The sequence below is a fragment of the Pseudomonas sp. LF-5 genome (assembly GCF_037626295.1).
In the GTDB taxonomy this organism is placed as follows: Bacteria; Pseudomonadota; Gammaproteobacteria; order Pseudomonadales; family Pseudomonadaceae; genus Aquipseudomonas; species Aquipseudomonas monsensis.
In genome coordinates, this window is the sequence record NZ_JARKMT010000008.1 from 197,538 (window position 1) to 220,358 (window position 22,821).

General features: G+C 60.7%; 22 protein-coding genes. 9 read left to right on the plus strand and 13 right to left on the minus strand.

The annotated features are described in order from the left end of the window. Positions 1–29: 29 nt before the first annotated feature. The 7 genes from folK to dksA form a co-directional block, all read right to left on the minus strand. Positions 30–515 carry a 2-amino-4-hydroxy-6-hydroxymethyldihydropteridine diphosphokinase gene (folK, locus tag PseuLF5_RS21505; RefSeq protein ID WP_267804889.1) on the minus strand — a complete coding sequence of 162 codons (486 nt, stop codon included), beginning with the start codon at positions 513–515 and terminating at the stop codon, positions 30–32. 4 nt (positions 516–519) lie between these two features. Continuing rightward, positions 520–1,920, minus strand: a complete 1,401-nt coding sequence (locus PseuLF5_RS21510) for a polynucleotide adenylyltransferase PcnB (protein WP_123464097.1) — start codon at positions 1,918–1,920, stop codon at positions 520–522. 734 nt (positions 1,921–2,654) lie between these two features. Beyond that, the gene (locus PseuLF5_RS21515; protein ID WP_123464101.1) at positions 2,655–4,091 is read right to left on the minus strand and encodes a sigma-54-dependent transcriptional regulator; all 1,437 of its coding nucleotides are present in this window, start codon (positions 4,089–4,091) and stop codon (positions 2,655–2,657) included. Positions 4,092–4,113: 22 nt separating this feature from the next. Then, positions 4,114–7,068, minus strand: a complete 2,955-nt coding sequence (locus PseuLF5_RS21520) for a sensor histidine kinase (RefSeq protein WP_177490416.1) — start codon at positions 7,066–7,068, stop codon at positions 4,114–4,116. Next, the gene (locus tag PseuLF5_RS21525) at positions 7,052–7,228 is read right to left on the minus strand and encodes a hypothetical protein (RefSeq protein ID WP_003176118.1); all 177 of its coding nucleotides are present in this window, start codon (positions 7,226–7,228) and stop codon (positions 7,052–7,054) included. Before PseuLF5_RS21525 ends, PseuLF5_RS21520 begins: the two co-directional genes overlap by 17 nt. Before the next feature lie 77 nt (positions 7,229–7,305). Next, complete coding sequence (gene gluQRS / locus PseuLF5_RS21530) at positions 7,306–8,202, minus strand: tRNA glutamyl-Q(34) synthetase GluQRS (protein ID WP_340134729.1); 897 nt, start codon at positions 8,200–8,202, stop codon at positions 7,306–7,308. 110 nt (positions 8,203–8,312) lie between these two features. Beyond that, positions 8,313–8,756: an RNA polymerase-binding protein DksA gene (gene dksA / locus PseuLF5_RS21535; protein WP_003228250.1), complete on the minus strand. Its 444-nt coding sequence runs from the start codon at positions 8,754–8,756 to the stop codon at positions 8,313–8,315. A 334-nt stretch (positions 8,757–9,090) separates the two neighbouring features. Here dksA and PseuLF5_RS21540 point away from each other — a divergent pair, with 334 nt between their 5' ends. Further along, a complete protein-coding gene (locus PseuLF5_RS21540; RefSeq protein ID WP_186747917.1) occupies positions 9,091–10,263 on the plus strand; it encodes a pyridoxal phosphate-dependent aminotransferase in 1,173 nt (390 codons plus the stop codon). After that, on the plus strand, positions 10,263–10,976 hold the full coding sequence (sfsA, locus tag PseuLF5_RS21545; protein ID WP_322375556.1) for a DNA/RNA nuclease SfsA: 714 nt from the start codon (positions 10,263–10,265) through the stop codon (positions 10,974–10,976). Before PseuLF5_RS21540 ends, sfsA begins: the two co-directional genes overlap by 1 nt. Here sfsA and PseuLF5_RS21550 read toward each other — a convergent pair. After that, positions 10,973–11,290, minus strand: a complete 318-nt coding sequence (locus PseuLF5_RS21550) for a Rieske (2Fe-2S) protein (RefSeq protein ID WP_123464111.1) — start codon at positions 11,288–11,290, stop codon at positions 10,973–10,975. The two genes, sfsA and PseuLF5_RS21550, sit on opposite strands and share 4 nt — an antisense overlap. 166 nt (positions 11,291–11,456) lie before the next feature. Here PseuLF5_RS21550 and PseuLF5_RS21555 point away from each other — a divergent pair, with 166 nt between their 5' ends. Genes PseuLF5_RS21555 through PseuLF5_RS21570 form a run of 4 tightly spaced genes read left to right on the plus strand, consistent with a single transcriptional unit; the run spans position 11,457 to position 15,003 of the window. After that, positions 11,457–12,329 (plus strand): heme/hemin ABC transporter substrate-binding protein, encoded by an 873-nt coding sequence (locus tag PseuLF5_RS21555; RefSeq protein WP_186747922.1) that lies wholly within the window; start codon positions 11,457–11,459, stop codon positions 12,327–12,329. A gap of 50 nt (positions 12,330–12,379) precedes the next feature. Then, positions 12,380–13,363: a FecCD family ABC transporter permease gene (locus tag PseuLF5_RS21560; protein ID WP_177490570.1), complete on the plus strand. Its 984-nt coding sequence runs from the start codon at positions 12,380–12,382 to the stop codon at positions 13,361–13,363. Continuing rightward, on the plus strand, positions 13,363–14,130 hold the full coding sequence (locus PseuLF5_RS21565) for a heme ABC transporter ATP-binding protein (protein ID WP_123464117.1): 768 nt from the start codon (positions 13,363–13,365) through the stop codon (positions 14,128–14,130). Before PseuLF5_RS21560 ends, PseuLF5_RS21565 begins: the two co-directional genes overlap by 1 nt. Positions 14,131–14,151: 21 nt before the next feature. After that, a complete protein-coding gene (locus PseuLF5_RS21570; RefSeq protein ID WP_340134730.1) occupies positions 14,152–15,003 on the plus strand; it encodes a ChaN family lipoprotein in 852 nt (283 codons plus the stop codon). 233 nt (positions 15,004–15,236) lie between these two features. On the opposite strand, the gene PseuLF5_RS21575 is transcribed toward PseuLF5_RS21570, so the two are convergent. From PseuLF5_RS21575 to PseuLF5_RS21590, 4 genes are all read right to left on the minus strand, one after another. Further along, entirely contained in the window at positions 15,237–16,031 is a 795-nt protein-coding gene (locus PseuLF5_RS21575) for a Crp/Fnr family transcriptional regulator (RefSeq protein WP_222834292.1), read from the minus strand. Positions 16,032–16,047: 16 nt separating this feature from the next. Continuing rightward, entirely contained in the window at positions 16,048–16,320 is a 273-nt protein-coding gene (locus PseuLF5_RS21580; RefSeq protein WP_003228231.1) for a TfoX/Sxy family protein, read from the minus strand. A gap of 283 nt (positions 16,321–16,603) precedes the next feature. Further along, the gene (locus PseuLF5_RS21585) at positions 16,604–16,948 is read right to left on the minus strand and encodes a pentapeptide repeat-containing protein (protein ID WP_123464123.1); all 345 of its coding nucleotides are present in this window, start codon (positions 16,946–16,948) and stop codon (positions 16,604–16,606) included. A gap of 91 nt (positions 16,949–17,039) precedes the next feature. Beyond that, on the minus strand, positions 17,040–18,596 hold the full coding sequence (locus PseuLF5_RS21590; RefSeq protein WP_340134731.1) for a bifunctional aminoglycoside phosphotransferase/ATP-binding protein: 1,557 nt from the start codon (positions 18,594–18,596) through the stop codon (positions 17,040–17,042). A gap of 118 nt (positions 18,597–18,714) precedes the next feature. On the opposite strand from PseuLF5_RS21590, the gene mrcB reads away from it, so the two are divergent. The 3 genes from mrcB to PseuLF5_RS21605 are packed head-to-tail and all read left to right on the plus strand — an operon-like array spanning position 18,715 to position 22,140. Continuing rightward, positions 18,715–21,039: a penicillin-binding protein 1B gene (gene mrcB, locus PseuLF5_RS21595; RefSeq protein WP_123464127.1), complete on the plus strand. Its 2,325-nt coding sequence runs from the start codon at positions 18,715–18,717 to the stop codon at positions 21,037–21,039. 16 nt (positions 21,040–21,055) lie between these two features. Further along, positions 21,056–21,805 (plus strand): hypothetical protein, encoded by a 750-nt coding sequence (locus tag PseuLF5_RS21600; RefSeq protein ID WP_340134732.1) that lies wholly within the window; start codon positions 21,056–21,058, stop codon positions 21,803–21,805. Continuing rightward, on the plus strand, positions 21,805–22,140 hold the full coding sequence (locus tag PseuLF5_RS21605; protein ID WP_123464131.1) for a YqcC family protein: 336 nt from the start codon (positions 21,805–21,807) through the stop codon (positions 22,138–22,140). Before PseuLF5_RS21600 ends, PseuLF5_RS21605 begins: the two co-directional genes overlap by 1 nt. An 87-nt stretch (positions 22,141–22,227) precedes the next feature. Here PseuLF5_RS21605 and PseuLF5_RS21610 read toward each other — a convergent pair whose 3' ends face one another. Then, on the minus strand, positions 22,228–22,644 hold the full coding sequence (locus PseuLF5_RS21610; RefSeq protein WP_340134733.1) for a DUF4124 domain-containing protein: 417 nt from the start codon (positions 22,642–22,644) through the stop codon (positions 22,228–22,230). Positions 22,645–22,821 lie beyond the last annotated feature (177 nt).

Genomic DNA, 22,821 nt, shown 5'->3' on the forward strand with positions numbered 1-22,821 from the left:
ATAGGACGAAGGCCTACAAAGGATTTGCGTCAGGCGTGGGAAAGGCGTTCCAGGCCGACGAACGGGCACGCTGCCAGCAGGTCGGGGAGGGTGCGGCCATCGGCCAGGCGCAGCTTCTCAGGGGCCAGTTCGGCGAGGGGATAGAGCACGAACGCGCGTTCCTGAATCTGGTAATGCGGGACTTTGAGCCGCGGCTCGTCGATCAGTCGATCGCCGAATAACAGGATGTCCAGATCCAGTGTGCGCGGTCCCCAGCGTTCCAGGCGTTCGCGGCCCTGATCGTTCTCGATCGCTTGCAACGCATCAAGCAGTTCAATCGGCGCAAGCGTGCTGTCGAGTGCCGCGACCGCGTTGGTATAACGCGGTTGGCCCGGCAGCAGCGAGTCACTCTGATAGAAGGCGGAAACGCCGGCAAGCGTGGTCTGCGGCAATTGCCCCAGCGCCTCGACGGCGCTGCGCAATTGTTCGGCCGGGTCAGCGAGGTTGCTGCCCATGCCAATGTAGATGCGTTCCATGCCTTTACTCGCCTGTAGCACTCGAGGCGCCGGCACGTTTGCGCTTGGAGCCGCTGCTGCGGCGACGCTTGCGCGGAGCACCGCTGGCGTCATCGCCCTTGCCGCTGAGGTCGCGGATCATGTCGCGACGTTCGCTGTCGTTGGCATCCTGATAGTCAGTCCACCATTCGCCCAGACCGTCAGTTTCCTCGCCAGCGCTTTCACGTAGCAGGAGGAAGTCGTAACCGGCGCGGAAACGCGGGTTGTCCAGCAACAGGTCGGCGCGCTTGCCGCTGCGACGGGGCAGACGCTCCTGCATGTCCCAGATCTCGCGGATCGGCATGGTGAAGCGTTTTGGAATCGCAATGCGCTGGCACTGTTCGGCGATCAGCTCGTGAGCGGCTTCCTGCATCGCCGGAATCGGCGGCATGCCACGCTCTTGCAGGCGCAATACACGGGCTGGCAGGGCCGGCCACAACAATGCGGCGAACAGGAACGCCGGGGTCACCGGTTTGTTCTGCTTGATGCGCAGGTCGGTGTTGGTCAGCGCTTCGCTGATCAGCGTGTGGGTGTATTCCGGGTTGTATTCCAGCGCATCGGCACTGGCCGGGAACAGCGGGGCGAACAGTTGCAGATCGACCAGCATTTCGAAGGTGATCGCGCCGTGGCCGGAGAGGAACAGCTTGAGCACTTCCTCGAACAGACGTGCCGACGGAATCTCGCGCAGCATCGGTGCCAGTTCGCGGATCGGCTGCACGGTGTGCTTCTCGATACCGAAGTTGAGCTTGGCGGCGAAACGTACGGCCCGCAGCATGCGCACCGGGTCTTCCTGGTAACGCTGCTTGGGATCGCCGATCAGGCGGATCAGGTGATTGCGGATATCGTGTACGCCGTTGGCGTAGTCGAGGATGCGCTCGCTGACCGGATCGTAATACAGGGCGTTGATGGTGAAGTCACGGCGTTGCGCGTCTTCTTCCAGGGTGCCGTAGACGTTGTCGCGCAGAATTCGCCCGCTCTCGTTGCGCGAAGACTGGTTGCTGTCTTCGTCGTCTTCGTTGACCGGGTGATTGGCGCGGAAGGTTGCGACTTCAATGATTTCGCGACCGAAATGGATATGCACCAGTTTGAAGCGACGGCCAATGATCCGCGCATTGCGGAATTCGGCACGCACTTGCTCGGGAGTGGCGCTGGTGGCGACGTCGAAATCCTTGGGCGTGATGCCCAGCAGCATGTCACGCACGCAACCGCCGACCAGATAGGCCTGGTAACCAGCCCCTTGCAGGCGTTCGACGATATTCACCGCATAGCGGCTGAATTGCGTTTTCTGCAGCGAATGTTGGCCGCTGTTGAGCACTTCAGGGGTGCTACGGATGTGTTGCGTACGACGCACGGGAGTTCGGAATGACTGGAACAGCTTCTTCAGCATGGGATGCACTGTTTGAAGGAATGTTCGGCCATACCAAAGAATGACCGCATGATGGGCGCAGATTCTAGCATTTAGTCAGGGGATGGTGTAGGAGACAGCAGATTTGAGCTGTAAGCCGCAAGCTGCAAGGGTCGAGCAAGGGAAACTGGGAGGATTTTGCCGGAAGGGAGAAACTACAAGGGGAGCCGGAGCTCCCCAAGAAGTAGTTGCGTGCTCTTTTTATTATTGATTCGGGCTTTTTGTTTTTGTTGAGTGCCCTCGTCACGAAGATTTTCCTTCGTGACCCTCCCAATCGGGAGCCAAGAGCAAACGGATTGCTTTGGTCGCTGAATTGCAGTGATCTCTCGATCCAACCAGTACAGGCTCTGTCTTAGGACAGTTTTTGTTGTTCTCGGCCTGGTCGTGGGGCAAGCCCCAAATACAACGCCTCTCCAAAAGAATCAGTTAGCTGCGCCTCTCGCCGTCTTGTTTTTATTGTGCGTGAGTCGATTCGTCTTATTTTTATTGTCTTGTGCATTGCTTGTTATTGTTCTTGTACCAAACATATAGCAGGGGCCGTGCCAACTTTTGCGAGGCCCAATAAAACAAGGGGTTAGGTCGATATAACCGTTTTCTCGGGGCGAAAAAAAGCCGGGGTTTCGTTACCGATAACCCCGGCTTCTGTTACGTGAAAGGACTGAGGTAACAGTTTTTTCACATCCTCAAGCGTTACCCGCACACTCGACAGGTAACGTTCAGCTCTCGCTGGCGACCCCGGTCTTGCGCCGTGGGATGCCCAGGCGCTGACGGCGTTCCCACAGACACTTGCGGCTGACGCCCAGTTTGCGCGCCAGCTCGGTCTCGGTCATGTGGTCCTGGTGCTCGAGGACGAAGTGCTGGAAATAGTCTTCCAGTGACAGGTCTTCGGTCGGCTCATGGCTGCTGTTGCTGGCGTTACCCGCCGTCTGCGGCGGCAACCCGATGAACTCGTCGTCCTCCAGATCACTCAATTCGATGTCGATGCCCAGCAGGTCGGCAGAGATTTCCGGGCTTTCGCTGAGAATCACTGCGCGCTCGACAGCGTTTTCCAGCTCACGCACGTTACCCGGCCACGAATAATGCCGGATGGCCTGTTCGGCATCGGCGGCAAATTTCAGGTCGGTGCGGTTGATGCGTGCACTTTGGCGAGCGAGGAACGCATTGGCGATTTCGTTGACGTCGGCGCCACGTTCGCGCAGGGCCGGCAGTTTCAGGGCGATTACGTGGAGACGGTAATAAAGGTCTTCACGGAACTGACCGATTTTTGCCAGGCTCTTGAGGTCCCGGTGGGTTGCCGCGATCAGGCGTACATCGACCTTTTGCGATTGCACCGAACCGACCCGGCGTATCTCGCCTTCCTGCAACACGCGCAGCAGACGGGCCTGGGCTTCCAGTGGCAGTTCACCAATTTCATCGAGGAACAGCGTGCCGCCGTCCGCCGCTTCGACCAGCCCGGCGCGCCCGGCGCTGGCGCCGGTGAACGCGCCTTTCTCGTGGCCGAACAGCTCCGACTCGATCAGGCTTTCCGGAATGGCGGCGCAGTTCACCGAGATCATCGGCGCCTTGGCGCGTTTCGACAGGTTGTGCAGGGCGCGGGCCACCAGTTCCTTACCGGTGCCGGATTCGCCCTGGATCAACACATTGGAATCGGTCGGTGCGACTTTGCGGATCTTGCTGTACAGATCCTGCATCGGTGGGCAGGAACCGATGATGCCGATTTCGCCGTTGCTGTTGTCGACGGCAGATTTGCCGCTGCCATTGGTCGATTTGTTGGCAACCACTGCACCGGCAGCCGGGGCCGACTGGCGATCGCGCAGGATCCGCGCGACTGCCTGGAGCATTTCATCGTGGTCGAAAGGCTTGGCGATGTAGTCCACCGCGCCCATCTTCATCGAGTCGACCGCCGAACGCAGGCTGGCGTAACTGGTCATGATCAGCACCGGGGTGCCTTCGCCGAGCTTGATCAGCTCGGTGCCCGGCGCGCCGGGCAGGCGCAGATCGCTGACGATCAGATCGAACGTAGGAATGGTGAAGCGTTCTTGTGCTTCCTGCACTGAACCGGCCTCGCTGACCTGGTACTGATTACGTTCCAGCAGGCGGCGCAAGGCGGAGCGGATAATTGTTTCGTCTTCGACGATCAAAATGTGCGGCATTGATTCGATACTCTCGACGGTCTCAGTTCACAGCGGACGTCGCTTCGACATGACGCGGTAAGGTCACCCGGATACGGGTGCCGCGTTGGCTTTGTACATCAGCCGGGCTGTCGATGGTGATTTGTCCATAATGCTCTTCAACGATGGAATAGACCAGTGCAAGGCCCAGACCGGTACCTTCACCCGGATCCTTGGTGGTGAAGAAAGGTTCGAACAGTCGGTCCATGATGTTCTTCGGAATACCACTGCCTTCGTCCTCGACGATCAGATCGACCGTGTGTTCGCCGGCTTCGCTCTTGACCCGCACGGCACTGCCCGCAGGCGAGGCGTCACGGGCGTTCGAGAGCAGATTGATCAAGACCTGGGCAAGCCGCTGCGGATCGCCTTCGACCCAGTGGTCCGGATCGCACAGGTTGTAGAACTGCACTTCGAAATTGCGCCGGTTCAGGGCCAGCAGGCCGATTGCATCCTGCGCGACTTCGGCCAGACAGACGGGCTCGTCACTGTGCTGATGGCTGCCGGCATGGGCAAAGCTCATCAACGACTGCACGATGCGCGAGACGCGTTTGGTCTGTTCGAGAATCTGTCCGCTGATCTCGGTCAGCTCGCCATCCTCTTCGCGTTCTTCGCGCAGGTTCTGCGCCAGACAGGCGATGCCGGTGATCGGATTGCCGATTTCATGAGCCACACCCGCCGCGAGTCGACCGATGCTCGCCAGGCGTTCGGAGTGCACCAGTTTGTCTTCGAGCATTTGGGTTTCGGTCAAATCTTCAACCAGTAACACCAGGCCGCTGTTACCCGGTGCCAATGGTTCGTCGATCGCTGCTTTGTGCAGGTTCAGCCAGCGGGTCTGGCCATCAAGCGCCAGGTGCTGTTTGTGCAAATGCTCGTCCGGCAGGTCGATGAAGCCTTGCAGCAGGCCTTTCCACGGCTCGCCGATGGTACTCAGGCGCGAGCCGACCACGCGCTGTGCGGCGATGCCCGTCAGCTCTTCCATGGCCTTGTTCCACATCAGGATCTCTTGGTCCTTGGCCAGCGAGCAGACGCCCATCGGCAATTCCTGCAAGGTCTGGCGGTGGTAACGGCGCAGGGCGTCGAGTTCGGCGGCCAGGCCGGTGAGGCGCGAGTGGTAATCCTCGAGGCGGCTTTCGATGAAGTGGATGTCTTCGGTCACATAGTTTTCGCCGCCGGCCTTGTACGGCAGGAAGGTTTCCACCATGTCCTGCGCGACGCTCGGCCCCATCAGGCCGGAGAGGTTGGCTTCGATACGGTCGCGCAAACGGCGCAGGGCATACGGACGGCGCTCGTCGAAGGGCAGATAAAGATCGCGCAGCGCCTGTTCGACTTCTTTCTGCGCAGCCTTGGCGCCCAGCGGTTTGGCCAGTTGCGTGGCGAACTCCTGCGGCGAGGCGGCGTGCAGCTCGCGACGTTGTGGACGGCGGACGTTATCCACCGCACAGGCTTCGGCGGCGCTGGCTTCTTCGGGGCTGGCGTTGGTGAACAGCGAGATCAGGGTGAACATCAGCACGTTGGCCGCCAGCGACGCGATGGCCGCCATGTGCCAACTGGTATCGTCGAGCACGTAAATCATGTTCAGCAGCGGGATGTAGAAACCCTGCAGATTGCCGACCAGCGGCAGCAGCATGGTCACGACCCAGACCAGAATCCCCGCCAGCAGACCGGCAATAAAGCCGCGACGATTGGCGGTCGGCCAGTACAGCACCGACAACACCCCAGGCAGGAATTGCAGGGTCGCGACAAACGCGACGATGCCGAGGTTGGCCAGATCCTGTTCGGCGCCGAGCATCAGGTAAAAGCCGAACCCGGCCATGATGATTGCGACGATCAGCGCGCGGCGTGTCCATTTCAGCCAGCGGTAGATATTGCCTTCGGCCGGTGGCTGGTAGAGCGGCAGCACCAAGTGGTTCAGCGCCATGCCCGATAGCGCCAGCGTCGTGACAATGATCAGGCCGCTGGCCGCCGACAGCCCGCCGACATAGGCGAGTAGCGCCAGCGGTTTGCTGTTGGCGGCGATGCCGACGCCGAGGGTGAAGTATTCCGGATTGGTGGTGGCGCCGAGCTTGAGCCCGGCCCACAGAATCAGCGGCACCGCCAGGCTCATCAGCAGCAGGAACAGTGGCAGGCCCCAACTGGCGCTGACCAGCGAGCGCGGGTTGAGGTTTTCGGTAAAGGTCATGTGATACATGTGCGGCATCACAATCGCCGAGGCGAAGAACACCAGCAGCAGCGTCCGCCACGGGCCTTCCTGCAACGGCGTGTGCAGGGCGGCGAGGGCGGTCTGGTTCTGCAGCAGCCACAGTTCCAGCTGTTGCGGGCCGTCGAATACGCCGTACAGCGCATAGAGGCCGACGCCACCGAGGGCCACCAGTTTAATCACCGATTCGAAGGCGATCGCGAACACCAGACCTTCGTGTTTTTCGCGGGTCGCGATATGCCGCGAGCCGAAGAAAATCGTGAACAGAATGATCAGCGCGCAAAACGCCAGCGCCACGCGGCTCTGGACCGGTTCGCCGGTCAGGATGCCAATGGAGTCGGCCACCGCCTGAATCTGCAGCGCCAGCAGCGGCAGCACGCCGATCAGCATGAAGATCGTGGTCAGCGCGCCGGCCCAGGTGCTGCGAAAGCGAAAGGCAAACAGATCCGCCAGCGACGACAGTTGATAGGTGCGGGTGATTTTCAGGATCGGATAAAGCAGCACCGGCGCCAGCAAAAACGCGCCGGACACCCCGAGATAGCTGGAGAGAAAACCGTAGCCGTACTGATAGGCCAGACCGACCGTGCCATAAAACGCCCACGCACTGGCGTAGACCCCCAGCGACAGGGTGTACGTCAGCGGGTGGCGAATGATCGCCCGCGGGATCATGCCCCGTTCACTGATCCAGGCCACGCCGAACAGCACCGCCAGGTACGCGGCGCTGATCAGGATCATCTGGGTCAGGCTAAAGCTCATCGGCATCTTTTTGGCTCTGCAGGATGAAGGTCACGACAATCAGGATCAGCCAGAGCAGATAAGGGCGATACCAGGCGCCCGTAGCGTCGATCCACCAATCCATGATGGCGGGAGAAAACAGATAGATCCCGACGACCAAAAGCAGGACCAAGCGATAGATGTACATCCCGGCCTCTCTTTTTTATGCGCGTGCCCGAAAACGTGCGGCGATGGTAACGGATGACGACGCGACTGCAAGTGTCGTCATGACAGTTGCGCTTCGGGCAACGTCAGTGTGCGCGGGATCTTCGTGGCATCCCAGTGGACGCGGCCCCAGTCGAGCAATTCCCGTGGCGTGGCATAGGCCAGTTCGGTGCCGGGGGTTTGCCCGAGTGCGCGCAGGGCGCGCAACAGTAACGGCGTGGCTTGATCGGCCTCAAGCGGCGGCGAGCGGTAGGACTTACCGAGCTTGTTGCCGTCCGGTTGGGTGATCAGGGGCAAGTGCAGGTAACGCGGCTGGCGCAGGCCAAGCAGTTCTTGCAGGTACAGCTGACGCGGCGTCGAGTCGAGCAGGTCGGCGCCCCGGACGATGTCGGTGATGCCTTGCCACGCATCATCCAGCACCACGGCCAGTTGATAAGCGTAGAGGCCGTCACGGCGGCGGATCACGAAATCGCCGACGTCGCGGCCCAGATGCTGTCGGTATTCGCCTTGCACGCGGTCAATGAAGTGGTATTCCAGTTCCGGCACGCGCAGGCGGATCGCCGCGTCTTGCTGATCGTGACCGGCATTGCGGCACAGGCCCGGATAAATGCCGTTGTACGCTTCGAGCTGTTTGCGCGAGCAGGTGCAGGCGTAAGCGAGGCCGTGATTGAACAGGCTGTTGAGGACCTCCGCGTAGGCCTCGTGGCGATCGCTCTGGCGCACCATGTCGCCGTCCCATTCAAAGCCATAACTTTCCAGCGCTTTGAGGATCGCCGCCTGCGCACCGGGTTCTTCCCGGGGCGGGTCGAGATCTTCCATGCGCACCAGCCAGCGACCATCGACCGAGCGTGCATCGAGATAAGACGCGAGCGCGGCTACCAGCGAGCCGAAGTGCAGGTGGCCACTGGGGGTGGGGGCGAAGCGGCCGATGTAGGCGGGGGCGTTTTTGGCAGTCATGGAAACGAAACTACTTATCAGGCTATACGCAGGACAACCTACAAAAGCAAAAGAAAAGGCAGAAACAAAAACGGAGCGTTTGCACGCTCCGTTTTTCATTCAGGTCGGGATTATTTGCCGACCTGCTTTTCCTTGATTTCCGCCAGGGTCTTGCAGTCGATGCACAGATCCGCAGTAGGACGGGCTTCGAGGCGCTTGACGCCGATCTCGATGCCGCAGGACTCGCACCAGCCGTATTCTTCGTCCTGGATCAGTTCAAGCGTCTTGTCGATCTTCTTGATCAACTTGCGCTCGCGGTCGCGGGCGCGCAGCTCGAGGGCGAATTCTTCTTCCTGGCTGGCACGGTCGGCCGGGTCAGGGAAGTTGGCCGCTTCGTCTTTCATGTGATCAACAGTACGGTCGACTTCCTGCATCAAGTCCTGTTTCCACTTATTCAGGATCTTGGTGAAGTGCGCGCGCATCGGGGCGCCCATGTACTCTTCGCCTGCCTTCGGAACATAAGGTTCGAAGCCGCTGATCGTCGCTTGCTGCTGTTGCTTTGCTTGGGTGGGCATGAAATGGACCGCCTCTACTCTTGTAATCCATTGCGCAGGATTGCTCCATCACCGACACCTGCCGGCCCTGCGGCTGCAAGCGGGCGAACTTACCAGATCAATTCGGCCTGCGCTACTCCCGGATGTCGAGGCCCCGGCGGGTGGCGCTTGCAAATGTTTGGCAAGCCGTGTCTGGTGGTGGTGAAGACCTGTTCAATCACTGATTTTAGTCAATCCTGGAGCGTACGCGCATATCGTTACAGTCCAGCGTTCTTGAGGCTGTGACCGCTACGGGTTCTCGCTCGTTCCGGCAGATGGGTAGAATCGTCTCTTTTTCCCCGTCGAAGGAAAACCAATGGCTCAGCCTTACAGTGCCCGCAGTCGTGCGATCGAACCGTTCCATGTCATGGCGCTGCTGGCGCGGGCCAACGAATTGCAGGCTGACGGCCACGATGTGATTCACCTGGAAATCGGCGAGCCCGACTTCACCACGGCCGAACCGATCATCCGCGCGGGGCAGGCGGCGCTGACGGCGGGCAAGACGCGTTACACCGCCGCCCGGGGCATTCCCGAGTTGCGCGAGGCGATCTCCGGTTTCTACCAGACACGCTATGGACTGAATATTGATCCACGGCGGATCCTGATCACGCCGGGCGGCTCCGGTGCGTTGCTGCTGGCCAGCGCGTTGCTGGTCGATCCCGGTAAACACTGGCTGCTGGCGGACCCCGGTTATCCGTGCAACCGGCACTTCCTGCGTCTGGTCGAAGGGGCGGCGCAGCTGGTGCCTGTCGGTCCCGATGTGCGTTACCAACTGACCCCGGATCTGGTCGAGCGGCATTGGGACCATGACAGTGTTGGCGCGCTGGTTGCCTCGCCGGCCAACCCCACCGGCACGATCCTGACCCGTGATGAACTGGCCGGGTTATCCACAGCCCTCAAGGCGCGGCACGGGCATCTGGTGGTGGACGAGATCTATCACGGCCTGACCTATGGCACTGATGCGGCCAGCGTGCTGGAAGTCGATGACGACGCGTTTGTCCTCAATAGTTTCTCCAAGTATTTCGGCATGACTGGCTGGCGCCTCGGCTGGCTGGTGGCGCCCGATGCGGCGGTCAGTGAACTGGAGAAACTTGCGCAGAACCTCTACATCAGCGCCCCGAGCATGGCCCAGCACGCCGCCTTGGCCTGTTTCGAGCCGGACACCATTGCCATTCTCGAAGAGCGCCGCGCTGAATTTGGCCGCCGCCGGGACTTCCTCCTGCCGGCGTTGCGCGAGCTCGGTTTCAACATCGCTGTTGAGCCCGAAGGTGCGTTCTATCTGTATGCCGATATCAGCCAGTTCGGCGGCGATGCCTTCGCGTTCTGCCGGCATTTTCTCGAAACCGAGCACGTTGCCTTTACCCCGGGCCTGGATTTCGGCCGGTATCAGGCCAGCCACCACGTACGTTTTGCCTACACGCAAAACCTCCCGCGCCTACAGGAAGCGGTTGAACGGATCGCCCGTGGCTTGAAGAGCTGGCAAGCCTGATGCGCTTTTATCCAGCGCTGGAAGAGGCGCGACTGATCCGTCGTTACAAGCGTTTTCTCGCCGATATCGAAACCGTTGGCGGCGAGTTGCTGACCATTCACTGCCCGAACACTGGCTCGATGCTCAATTGCCAGGTCGAGGGCGGACAGGTCTGGTTCAGTCGCTCCAACGATCCGAAACGCAAACTGCCAGGCACCTGGGAAATCGGTGAAACCCCGCAGGGGCGGTTGTTTTGCGTGAATACGGCGCGGGCCAACGGTCTGGTCGAGGAAGCGTTGCAGGCCGGGGTGATTACCGAGCTGAACGGGTTTACCGCGTTGAAGCGTGAAGTTGCCTATGGCCAGGAAAACAGCCGCATCGATTTTCGTCTCGAATACCCGGGCGGCCCGGCTTACGTGGAGGTGAAGAGTGTCACCCTGGGCTTCGAGGGCACCCGTGTGGCGGCGTTTCCCGACGCCGTGACCCAGCGCGGCGCCAAGCATTTGCGGGAGCTGGCGCATCTGGCCCGGGACGGGATTCGGGCGGTGCAGTTGTATTGCGTGAATCTCACCGCAATTGACGCGGTGCGACCGGCCGCAGAGATCGACGCTGCCTATGCCGACGCGCTGCGCGAGGCCGTGGCCTGTGGCGTTGAAGTGCTGGCCTATGGTGTGCGGTTGACCCCTGAAGAGATGATCATCGACCGGCGCCTCGACGTGTTGCTCAACGGTTAAACATCAATCCACAACCCTTGCGCGTCTTCACGGCAAGGGATCGCCGTCAGTGATTGCCCGGCGCAGGGGCCGGCGACGCATTCGCCATCCTCGATCAGAAACAGTGCGCCGTGGGTGGCGCACTGGATCAGGCTGTTGCTCGGGTCGAGAAAACGGTCTGGCTGCCATTCCAGCCCGACGCCGCGGTGCGGGCAGCGGTTGAGGTAGACATAGGCCTGACCGCCACGGCGTACGGCGAACAGCCTTGTTCCGTCGAGATCGAAACCGCGGCTGCCGGCCTCGGCCAGTTCGGCGCCCGCGCAGAGAAACTTCATGGCTATCCTCTAAGGTCGGCTCGTGTCTGGATATGTCCGAGCTTGACGTTTAAATGCAAACAATTATCAAATGGCCGCCTTCACCCGCGGGATGGCCGGCCGGTATCGAGGATACTTGGCCTGTCATCCGGATGCCCGGGAAAAACTTCGTTCAAGGAAGCTGTGTATGCGCCTGAATACCCGCGTTGCTGTGTTGTGTATGGGTCTTTTCCTCGGCCATCCGGCTGCGGCGGCCGATCTCCCACAACGTTGGGTCAGCGCTGGTGGGGCGTTGTCGGAATGGGTCAGCGCGCTCGGCGCTGAAGCGAAACTGGTCGGTGTCGACACCACCAGTCAGCATCCCGAAGCCTTGAAGGCGCTGCCGAGCATTGGCTATCAGCGCAGTCTTTCCGCCGAAGGCATTCTCAGCCTGCGCCCGGATATCCTGATCGGGACCGAAGAAATGGGCCCACCGCCGGTGCTGGCGCAGGTGAAAGCCGCCAAGGTGCAGGTGGAGTTGTTTTCAGCTCAGCCAGATCTGCCGACGCTGGAAAAGAACGTCACACATCTGGGCCGCTTGCTCGGCGCTGAACGCCAGGCGACGCAACTGCTGCAAGGTTATCAACAGCAACTCGAGACGCAGAAAGTGCGCGTGATGCAAGCCCAGGCGAAACAGAAAGCGCCCGGCGTGCTGTTGCTGCTCGGCCATGCCGGTGGCAAACCGTTGATAGCCGGCCAAGACACCGCTGCCGACTGGCTGCTGCAACAGGCCGGTGGACATAATCTGGCGACCCATTCCGGCTACAAGCCGTTTTCTGTGGAATCGCTCGCCGGTCTCGATCCTGAAGTCCTGGTGTTTGCCGACCGGGCGCTCACCGGTGAGGCGGCAAAAGCCGCGCTGTTCAAGGAAAACCCGATCCTCAATGCCAGTCGTGCGGCCAGGGCCGGGCGTGTTCTGGAGCTCGATCCAACGCTCTTGGTGGGTGGGCTCGGGCCGCGTCTGCCGGCGGCATTGCAAACCTTGTCTGACGCTTTCTACCCGGCCAAGAGCGGCCAATGACCACACTGGTCAAGCCCCGCGGCCTGTTCATTGGCCTGACGCTCCTGTGTTTGCTGGCGATCTGGCTGTCACTGGCGCTTGGCCCGGTCAGCCTGCCGCTGTTCGATACGCTGCGGGCAGCGCTGCGTTTGATTGGCGTGCCATTGGCGCCGGACGGCCTGGAGCAGGCTGAGTTGATTCTCGGGCAGATTCGTCTGCCGCGTACTTTGCTGGGACTGGCAGTGGGGGGTGTGCTGGCGCTGTCCGGTGTGGCCATGCAGGGCCTGTTTCGCAATCCACTGGCGGACCCGGGGCTGGTCGGCGTTTCCAGTGGCGCGGCGTTGGGCGCGGCGATCGCCATTGTCGGCGGTTCTTTGTTGGGCGGCTTGCCGGAATGGTTCGGGCCGTACCTGTTGTCGGCGTGCGCATTTCTTGGCGGACTCGGGGTGACGGCGCTGGTTTATCGACTCGGTCGGCGCAACGGCCAGACCCACGTCGCGACCATGTTGCTGGCGGGTATCGCGCTGACGGCACTGGCCAGTTCGGCGGTCGGCCTGTTCACCTATCTGGCGGACGATGCGACCTTGCGTACACTGACCTTCTGGAACCTCGGCAGCCTCAATGGCGCCAGTTATGCACGGCTCTGGCCATTGCTGATCATCACGGCCGGCGTCGCGCTGTGGCTGCCGCGTCGGGCACGGGCGCTGAATGCCTTGCTGCTGGGTGAATCCGAGGCCGGGCACTTGGGGATTGATGTCGAGCGCCTCAAGCGTGAGCTGGTGTTTTGCACGGCGCTGGGTGTCGGCGCGGCGGTGGCAGCGGCCGGGATGATCGGTTTCGTCGGGCTGGTGGTGCCGCATCTGGTGCGCTTGCTGGCGGGGCCGGATCATCGCGTGCTGTTGCCAGCCTCGGTACTGGCCGGGGCCAGCCTGCTGTTGCTGGCCGATCTGGTCGCACGGCTGGCGCTGGCGCCGGCGGAACTGCCGATCGGCATCGTCACTGCGTTTATCGGGGCACCGTTCTTCCTTTATCTGCTGCTGCGAGGACGCACCTGATGCTGCGTGCACACAATCTGCACATCCAGCGCGGCCGCCAGACCGTGCTAAGCGGCGTCACGGTGCAACTTGAACCGGGTGAAGTGCTGGGTGTGCTGGGGCCGAACGGTGCCGGTAAAAGTACCTTGCTCGGCGCCTTGTGCGGGGAGCTGAGTGCCAGCGAGGGTGAGGTTTGCCTCGACGGTGAGGCGTTGAGCAACTGGAGCGGCACGCAACGCGCGCGACGCCTGGCGGTGTTGCCGCAAGTCTCAACCCTGGATTTTGCCTTTCGTGTGGAGGAAGTGGTGGGGATGGGGCGTTTGCCCTATCAAACCGGGCGAGTGCGCGATGACGAGATTGTTGCCGCAGCGCTGGCGGCTGCGGATGCCGGGCATTTGAGCGGGCGCAGTTATCTGGCGTTGTCCGGTGGCGAGCGTCAACGCGTGCATCTGGCGCGGGTCCTGGCGCAACTCTGGCCGGGGCAGGCCGGGCAAACCTTGTTGCTGGATGAACCGACGTCGATGCTCGATCCGTTGCATCAGCACACCACGCTGCAAGCGGTACGCGACTTCGCCGATCGCGGCGCGGCGGTGCTGGTGATTCTGCATGATCTGAATCTGGCGGCGCGCTATTGTGATCGGGTGTTGTTGCTTGAAGGTGGCCGTCCAGTCGCGCTGAATACGCCGGAGCAAGTGTTGCGCCCGGATACCCTGAAAGCCGTGTTCGGTCTTGAAGTTCTGGTGCAACCGCACCCGGAGCGCGGGCATCCGCTGATCATCGCCCGCTGAGATTCTCGTCGAGGTGATTGCATGCGTGGGATGTGGTTATTGGCGCTGGTGTGGCTTGCGGGGTGTCAGCATGTTGTTGCACCGCCACCCGTCGCCGGTGACATCCGCGATCTGCACAGCGGTCAGGTGCTGACGGCGGAGCAATTGTTGGCGCGTCTTTCCAGGCCTGAGCGGGTGCTGATCGGCGAACAGCATGACAATGCCGATCATCATGCTGTGCAGTTGTGGCTGTTGCAGACGCTGGCCGAGCAGCGCCCCCAAGGCAGTCTGCTGATGGAAATGCTCACCCCGGAGCAGCAGCCCCGAATCGATCAAGTGCATCACGCGCAGAAACTGCCTGCCGATCTCCCCGGTGCATTGGCCTGGGAGGAGGGCTGGGACTGGAATCTCTATGGTCCGATCGTCCGCTTTGCTCTGACTCAACCCTCGCCACTGTTGGCGGCGAATCTTGAGCGCAGTGAAATCCACACGTTCTATCGCAACCCGCCAGTTTTGCGCGGTGAGCGCAGCAATGCTCAGCCTGTGAAAAGTGTTTTGTTGGGCCAGATCGGCGATTCCCACTGCGGCCTGCTGCCTGAATCGCAGATGCTGGCGATGCTGGCGGTGCAGCAACAGCGTGACCGGCGCATGGCCGAGCGTCTGCTGGCGGCGCCGACACCGTCATTATTGTTGGCGGGGGCGTGGCATGCGCGAAAAGATCTGGGCGTGCCGTTACATGTGCTGGACCTGGGCGCGACTCAGTCACCGACGGTGCTGATGCTGGCAGAGCAGGGTGACGACGTGACCGCGGCAATGGCCGATTTCGTCTGGTACACCCCGCCCACTGCGAAGCAGGATTACTGCGCGCAGATGCGCAAACAGTTCGGTAAATGACATTTCCACGGGCAAAAAAAGACCCGGTAAAAACCGGGTCAAATAACCGTGATTAGCCTGATGAGGAGATAATCTGAGAGTCCGAACCAAGGGCTTTTCAGAATATCGACCGATCTCGCGATCAGTTGTGATAATCATAGCGATTCTCATTACTGAGTCAACCACTGTTTCTGCATTTATTTTATTCAGCCCCAAAAATGGCCGGAATGTCCCGCAAAAGCAGGGCTTCAGCGCTAACCTTTGCTCGGTGTCAGTTGCGTGATCTGGCGATTCAACTGGCCGATGCGCCGCGCCATGCTCTCGATCAGGCTGTGGGCGATCTTCGGATTGGTGTGGCACATGCTCAAAAACTGATCACCGGGAATCAGCATCACCGTGCTCGGTTCTCGCGCAATGACCGACGCATTGCGCGGCTCGCCGGTGAACACGGCCATGGCGCCGAAGATCTCGTCCTTGGGCACTTCGCCGACTTTATGCCCGTCAACGAATGCCTCGGCGTGGCCATCTATGATCACAAACACATGATCGGCCGCATCGCCCTGGTGAATCAGCGTTTCACCGGCCTCGACCCGTTTGAAACCATTGGTGCTGCGAAACTCGCGCGGTTTCAGCTCGGCTACGGCATGGGCGAGCAGGGCCATTTGCCCCAGCAGATATTCCAGAAACTGTTCTGAACGAATGGGCTCGGCAAACAGATGCAGGAAAACATCGCTGCGCCGATAGGGCATCAAGCGCAATGGCCCGTCCGCGCACAAACGGCAATCGGCCCAGGCGTCGCCCTGCTGAAGGCCGATCAGATCGCCTTCCTGCCAGTAAAACAGCAGCCGTGCGCCGACGCCGCCGTTGATCACGCCTTCGCTCAGTAGAAATACCTGATCGCCAGGTAACTGCGCCATCAGGTCAGCGGTCGCGTCTATCTGCAGAACCGGCCCACACGGTGCCAGACCCTCCAGCCACTTCGCGGGCAAATTCTGCAAGCGATTGATCAGTGCATCGGCGTACGCCGATTGTTCCCCTAGCAGGTACATGGCGGTCAGCGCCCGTTCAGTTCTTGTGGCGCGAGGAAATCGCTTCTAGCTGTTTGTTCAAGGCATCCTTGCGTTCGGCGGGGATGTCGTTCCAGTGCACATCCATCAATGCCCCCTCGATCGCATACAACAACACCTTCGATGCGCGAAACCCACGGGTACGCACGGCCCGGTAGGCGTCCACCGCACCCAGGCGACGCAAGTCCGAGGCGCTGTGGATGCCCACGGCATGCAGCCATTGCGCCGACGTCTTGCCAAGATTTTTCAGGTGTTGCAGTTCATCATTCATCAAGCCTCCTTGCGACGGCCGAATGGTGCGTGGGCGAGCTTCTCAGGAGTGTAGCCATCAGTAGGAAAAGCGTGGTTGTTTGGTCGGATTCAACGCAAACGCTTCTAAGAAAGGGCGCTTGAACGGCCTGCGAACGCAGAAAGGGAGGGAACACAATTGAATGTAGGAGTGAGCCTGCTCGCGATAGCGGACTGGCAGGCACACATGTGTTGAATGTTAGACCGCTATCGCGAGCAGGCTCACTCCTACAGGGAAGGCGTTGTGTCAGGGAATAATGAGGCGATCAGCGAGTGCGATAGCGCAACCGCGTACCGAAATTCATCGACATCAGGATTTCATCGGCACTCAGTTCCGGCGGGAAGTACGCTCCGGAAATCTGAGCGTGGGCCAGGCTTGCGCCTTCGAGCGATGAGTTGCGGAAATCGATGCCGCGCAGGTCGGCGGAACGGAAATACGCGTCCCGGAAATCCACGCCATCGGCATTCAGTTCGCGCAGGTCGAGGCCGCGGAAGTCGCCGCCCACCATGTCGATCGGGCCGTCATTGGGACGCTCCTTGTTAAAACCGGTGATGTCATCCTTGTGCAGCAGGGCATAAAGCGGGGTGTCGAGAAGTTTCGGCTGGCTCATGTCATATCACCTGTTGGTTTTATGACGCCAGTATAGTGCCACTATTTGACGGCCGTGAAGCGAGCGAGGGCTTCACGGCCGAAATAGTTTCTTACAGGCCTGGCAGGCGCTGACGGATCTGCGCGACCACCGTATCCAGCGTGCCGGATTCGTTGGTCTGCACGCGCTTGCTACGCAGAATCTCTTCCGGTGTCAGCGCTTCGCGGTTGGCCTGTTGGGCTTCGATCACGGCGAGGGTGGCGTCGGAAGGATCTTTTTGATCCGCCTGACGAATCGCCAGCCAGCTCTCGATCACCGCCTGCGGCGCATTGCAGTCGAGGATAAGGAACGGCGTGCCAGTGGCCTCGGCGATTTTCGCGGCGCTGTCGCGTTGTTCACGCTTGAGGTAAGTCGCGTCGATTACCACCGGGAAACCGGCGTGCAGGATGACCTCTGCGATTTCATGCAGGCGCGCGTAGGTCGCGACACTGGCATCGGCACTATAAATGCCGGCCTGCACGTCATTGGCCACGGTTTGCTCACCGAACAGACGCTTGCGCTCGACATCGGAGCGTAGACGGATCGCGCCCAGCGCTTCGACCAGACGCATGGCCACGTGGCTCTTGCCGACGGCGGAAACACCGTGGGTGATGGCCATGAAGCGCGACGGAATGGTGCTGTAGCTTTCTGCCAGGTTGGCGTAGTTGCGATACTGGCGCAGGGTGGTCGCGCGCTGCACTGGCGTGGCGTCCGCCGGCATGCTGAACAGCGCAACCTTGGCGCGAACCAGAGCGCGGTAGGCTTTGTAGAAGTTCAGCACTTCCAGGCCCTGATAGTCACCTGTCAGCTCCAGGTACTGGCTGATGAAGCGACGGGCCAGGGATTTCAGGCCGCGGTCTTCCAGGTCCATCGCCAGGAAACCGGTGTCGGCCCAGACGTCGGTGAAACGAAACGGTTCGTTGAACTCGATGCAGTCGAAGATCACCACTTTGCCGTCGATGACTGTGGCGTTGCCCAGGTGGATGTCACCGTGGCATTCGCGGGTGAAGCCCTCGGTCTTGCGCTGCGCGAACAATGGCTTGAGGCGTTCGAAGCTGCTTTCGGCCCAGGCCTTCAGCGCTTCGAGTTGCAGCAGATCGCTTTTATCGCTGAGGAACGGCAGGATCTGTTCGAAGTTTTGCGAAACCGGTGCCATCACCGCGTCCGGGGTGCCAGCTTCATGTTCGGCCGGCACTTTTGGTGCGCTGAGGTGGAAGTGAGCAATCTGCTCGGCCATTTCGTCGATATGCCGAGTGGTCAGCTCGCCGTTGGCCTGCAGGGTGCTGAGCAAACCGGTCTGCGGGAATTGACGCATCTTCAGCACATATTCGATGGCCGGACCGTCACCGTTCAGTTGCGGTGCTTCGGCGCTGCCAGTGACCGGTAACACGTCCAGATACAGATCGTCGGTCAGGCGCTGGTTCAGACGCAGTTCTTCAGCGCAGAAATGGGCGCGTGACTCCAGGCTGGTGAAGTCGAGAAAGCCGAAATTCACCGGCTTCTTCACTTTGTAGGCAAAGGGACCGGTGAGGATCACCCACGAAATGTGGGTTTCGATGACCTGGAACCCTTCGACGGGGTGCGGGTAGAGGGCCGGGTTTTGCAGGGCAGCGATCAGTGACTGGCTCACGGGCGATCCTTCAGAGACTGGGGGAAATTCGAGGTCGCCATTATGGCCGCTCGCCAGCCCGACGCAAACCTCGGAGCGCTCCTGTTGAGTATGAATAAAGTGCGTATAATCCGCCGCCATGACTCGATCTCGATCCCCCCGTACCAAGAAAAAACCACCTGCCAAGGGCCTGAGCCCGTGGCTGGGCTGGGCCATTAAACTCAGTCTGGTCGGCCTTGTGGTGCTGGCCGGCTTTGCCGTTTACCTCGATGCCGTGGTGCAGGAGAAGTTCTCCGGCAAGCGCTGGACCATCCCGGCCAAGGTGTACGCCCGCCCGCTCGAGCTGTTCGTCGGACAAAAGCTCAGCAAGGACGACTTCCTCACCGAACTCGATGCCCTCGGCTATCGTCGCGAAGCCGTGAGCAACGGCCCCGGTGCCGCAGCGGTCAATGGCAACACAGTCGACCTGAATACCCGCGGTTTCCAGTTCTATGAAGGCCTGGAGAAACCACAGCCGGTGCGCGTGCGTTTCTCCGGCGACTACGTGGCGGAGCTGTCGGCGATCAATGGTTCGAAACTGTCGGTCGTGCGTCTCGAACCGTTGATGATCGGTGGCATTTACCCGAAAAACCTTGAAGACCGCATCCTGATCAAGCTCGATCAGGTGCCGCCGTACCTGCTGGAAACCCTGGTTGCGGTTGAAGATCGCGATTATTACAGCCACTGGGGCGTATCGCCGAAGTCGATTGCCCGGGCCATCTGGGTCAACACCTCTGGCGGCAAAATGACTCAGGGCGGCAGCACGCTGACCCAGCAGTTGGTGAAAAACTTCTACCTGACCAATGAACGCAGCCTGACCCGCAAGCTCACCGAAGCGATGATGGCGATGTTGCTGGAGCTGCATTACGACAAGAAAGAGATTCTTGAGGCGTACCTCAACGAAGTCTTCGTCGGTCAGGACGGTCAGCGTGCGGTGCACGGTTTCGGTCTGGCGAGTCAGTTCTTCTTCGGTCAACCGTTGTCCGAGTTGAAGTTGCACCAGGTTGCATTGCTGGTCGGCATGGTCAAAGGTCCGTCTTATTACAACCCGCGTCGCAACCCGGAGCGTGCGCTGGAGCGGCGTAACCTGGTGCTCGACGTGCTTGAGCAACAAGGCGTGGCAACCGCGGAGCAGGTCGAGGCCGCGAAGAAAATGCCACTGGGCGTGACGACGCGCGGCAAGCTCGCCGACAGCTCGTTCCCGGGCTTTATTGATCTGGTCAAACGCCAGTTGCGTGAAGACTATCGCGACGAAGACTTGACCGAAGAAGGTCTGCGGATCTTCACCAGTTTCGACCCGATTCTGCAGATGAAGGCCGAGGCTTCGGTCAACGATACCTTTAAACGTCTGGCCGGGCGCAAGGGCTCTGACGACGTCGAAGCGGCCATGGTCGTGACCAACCCGGAAACCGGCGAAGTGCAGGCGATGATCGGCAGCCGTCAGGCCAGTTACGCCGGGTTCAACCGTGCACTGGACGCGGTACGACCAATCGGTTCGTTGATAAAGCCTGCGGTTTATCTGACAGCGCTGGAAAAGCCGAGCCAGTACACGTTGACCAGTTGGCTGTCGGACGACCCGTTGTCGGTCAAAGGCGCCAACGGTCAGGTGTGGAAGCCGCAGAACTATGACCGCCGCTCCCACGGCACCGTATTTCTTTATCAGGGCCTGGCGCACTCCTACAACCTGTCGACTTCGCGTCTGGGTCTGGAAGTGGGCGTACCGAATGTGCTCAAGACCCTTGCGCGTCTGGGGGTGACCCGTGAATTCCCGGCGTTCCCGTCGATGTTGCTGGGTGCTGGCGGCATGACCCCGATCGAAGTGGCGACCATGTACCAGACCCTCGCCAATGGTGGTTTCAATACGCCGATGCGCGGGATTCGCAGCGTACTGACCGCCGAGGGCGAGCCGCTCAAGCGTTATCCGTTCCAGATCGAGCAGCGTTTCGATCCGGCGTCGATCTACCTGATCCAGAACGCCATGCAGCGGGTGATGCGTGAAGGTACCGGCAGTTCGGTTTATAACGTGCTGCCGAAGACGCTGACCCTGGCCGGCAAGACCGGTACCAGTAACGATTCGCGTGACAGCTGGTTCGCCGGTTTCAGTCAGGATCTGCTGGCGGTGGTCTGGCTGGGTCGTGATGACAACGGCAAGACGCCGTTCACCGGGGCTACCGGTGCGCTGCAGGTCTGGACCAGTTTCATGCGCAAGGCCGATCCGCTGCCGCTGGACATGCCGCAGCCGGACAACATCGTCCAGGCGTGGGTCGATTCGCGGACCGGGCAGGGCTCCGATGCCAACTGCCCGGGGGCGGTGCAGATGCCGTATATTCGCGGCAGCGAACCGCCACCCGGCGCCGCGTGTGCAAGCGAAACGCCTGCTTCGCCGGAATCGGTGATGGATTGGGTCAAGGGCTGGATGAATTAAGCAAAGAGGGTTTCAAGTGAACAAGTGGTTGATTCCAGCGGTGACCGCCGTGGCTTTGCTCAGCGGCTGCTCTACCGTACAGCGTGGTTCGATCCCGGTGGTCGATTCCGGTACCGTCGTGTCCAACAGCGAGCGCATTTCGGCCAATGGCGGCTTCCGTCAAACGACCGTCAAGCGCCCTGTACAGGGCCAGACTCAGGCGATCCCGCAAGGCGATACCGGCGTGGTGGTGATGGTGCCGGGCGGCGGCGCGACAACATCCGCGCCGATCAGCACTTCGCCAATCGTGCCGGGACCGGCGTCCGGCGGAATTACCCCGGGACCGTACAACCCGTCGCCGGTTGAATCGGCGCCCGTCAACACTGGCAGCTACAGCATGCCGTCGACGCCGAGCGGCATTCCTTCGGCCAGCAGCGGCGGCGGTCTGTCGGCCGACGAGCAACTGGACGGCCCGGTGCTCGCGTTGCTGACCACTGCGCAACAGCAACAGGCCGGTGGCGACCTCAATGGTGCGTCGTCCAGCCTGGAGCGTGCCCAGCGTGTTGCCCCGCGTGAGCCGCAAGTGCTTTACCGTCTGGCGCAAGTGCGCATGGCGCAGGGTGACGCCCCGCAAGCCGAGCAATTTGCCCGTCGTGCGTTGACCATGGCCAACGGTCGTCCTGATCTGCAAGCCAATCTGTGGGAAATCATCGCGCAGTCCCGTGAAAAACAAGGTGACGCTGCCGGTGCCGCGCAGGCCCGTCAGAAGGCCAGGGTTTCGCTGTGATGGATGTTCGTTTCCCGAAAATCGCCGATCAGCTGTTGCTGATCGAGCGTGAGTTGCGCACTCAGGGCTGGTGGGACGAGGTCTCGCCGTCGGCTGAAGCCCTGAGCAGTGTCGAGCCGTTTTCGGTCGACACACTCGACTTCGAGCAGTGGCTGCAATGGATCTTCCTGCCACGGATGAAAATGATCCTCGAGCAGGATCTGCCGTTGCCCAATGCCTCGGGTATTCAGGAAATGGCTGAAATGGTCTTCGCCCAGCGCAATCTGCAGGGCAAGGATCGCCAGTTGCAGGTGCTGCTCAAAGAGTTCGACCTGCTGATCACCGCTTCCCGTTAATACCGATTCCGTGCAGGAACTGCCGCAGGCCGCGATCTTTTGATCTTGTCTTTAACGATCGCAGCCTGCTGCTGCGCCGACAGGTCTCTATTCACAGTTTTGCGTAATCTGTTTCTGCGCTTCGATAATGCGCTCCTGCCGTTGTGCAGCGTCCAGGCGCCTTGATTCTCCCTCTACTTCTTCTCTCAAACGTGGATTGTTCTGCAATTGCGCAAGGTTCGTCCGTGCCTGTTCGCAAAACTGTTTGAGCTGTGCCTGCTGGTCGGCGACCTGTTTCTTGACCTTGGCGTCGATCACCTTCTGATCCCCCAGTGCACCGCTGCCCGGCATTGGCGCAGCTTTGGGCGGTGGCGAGGAGGGCGTTTGTACGGTACTGGACGGCTGGTCTTGCGGCGGCTGTGCATCGAAGTGCGTGACACCTTGAGCGTCGACCCATGTGTAAATTTGAGCGGCCATGCACCACGGGCTGAGGCCGATCAGCAGAGTGAGGAGTAGCGTTCGCATGCTGATTCCTTGGCAAAATTGCGCAATTGACGCTAACAGAGTAGCGGTTTTCAGGTTTTTTCTTGCGTTCTCATGTGCTTACCCACAATTAAGCACATAGACGGCTTGACTTGGAGAGGGCGAAACAGAAGAATCCAAAGTCCGCTGTAGAGGGACTGCCAGAAGCAGACCCACTCG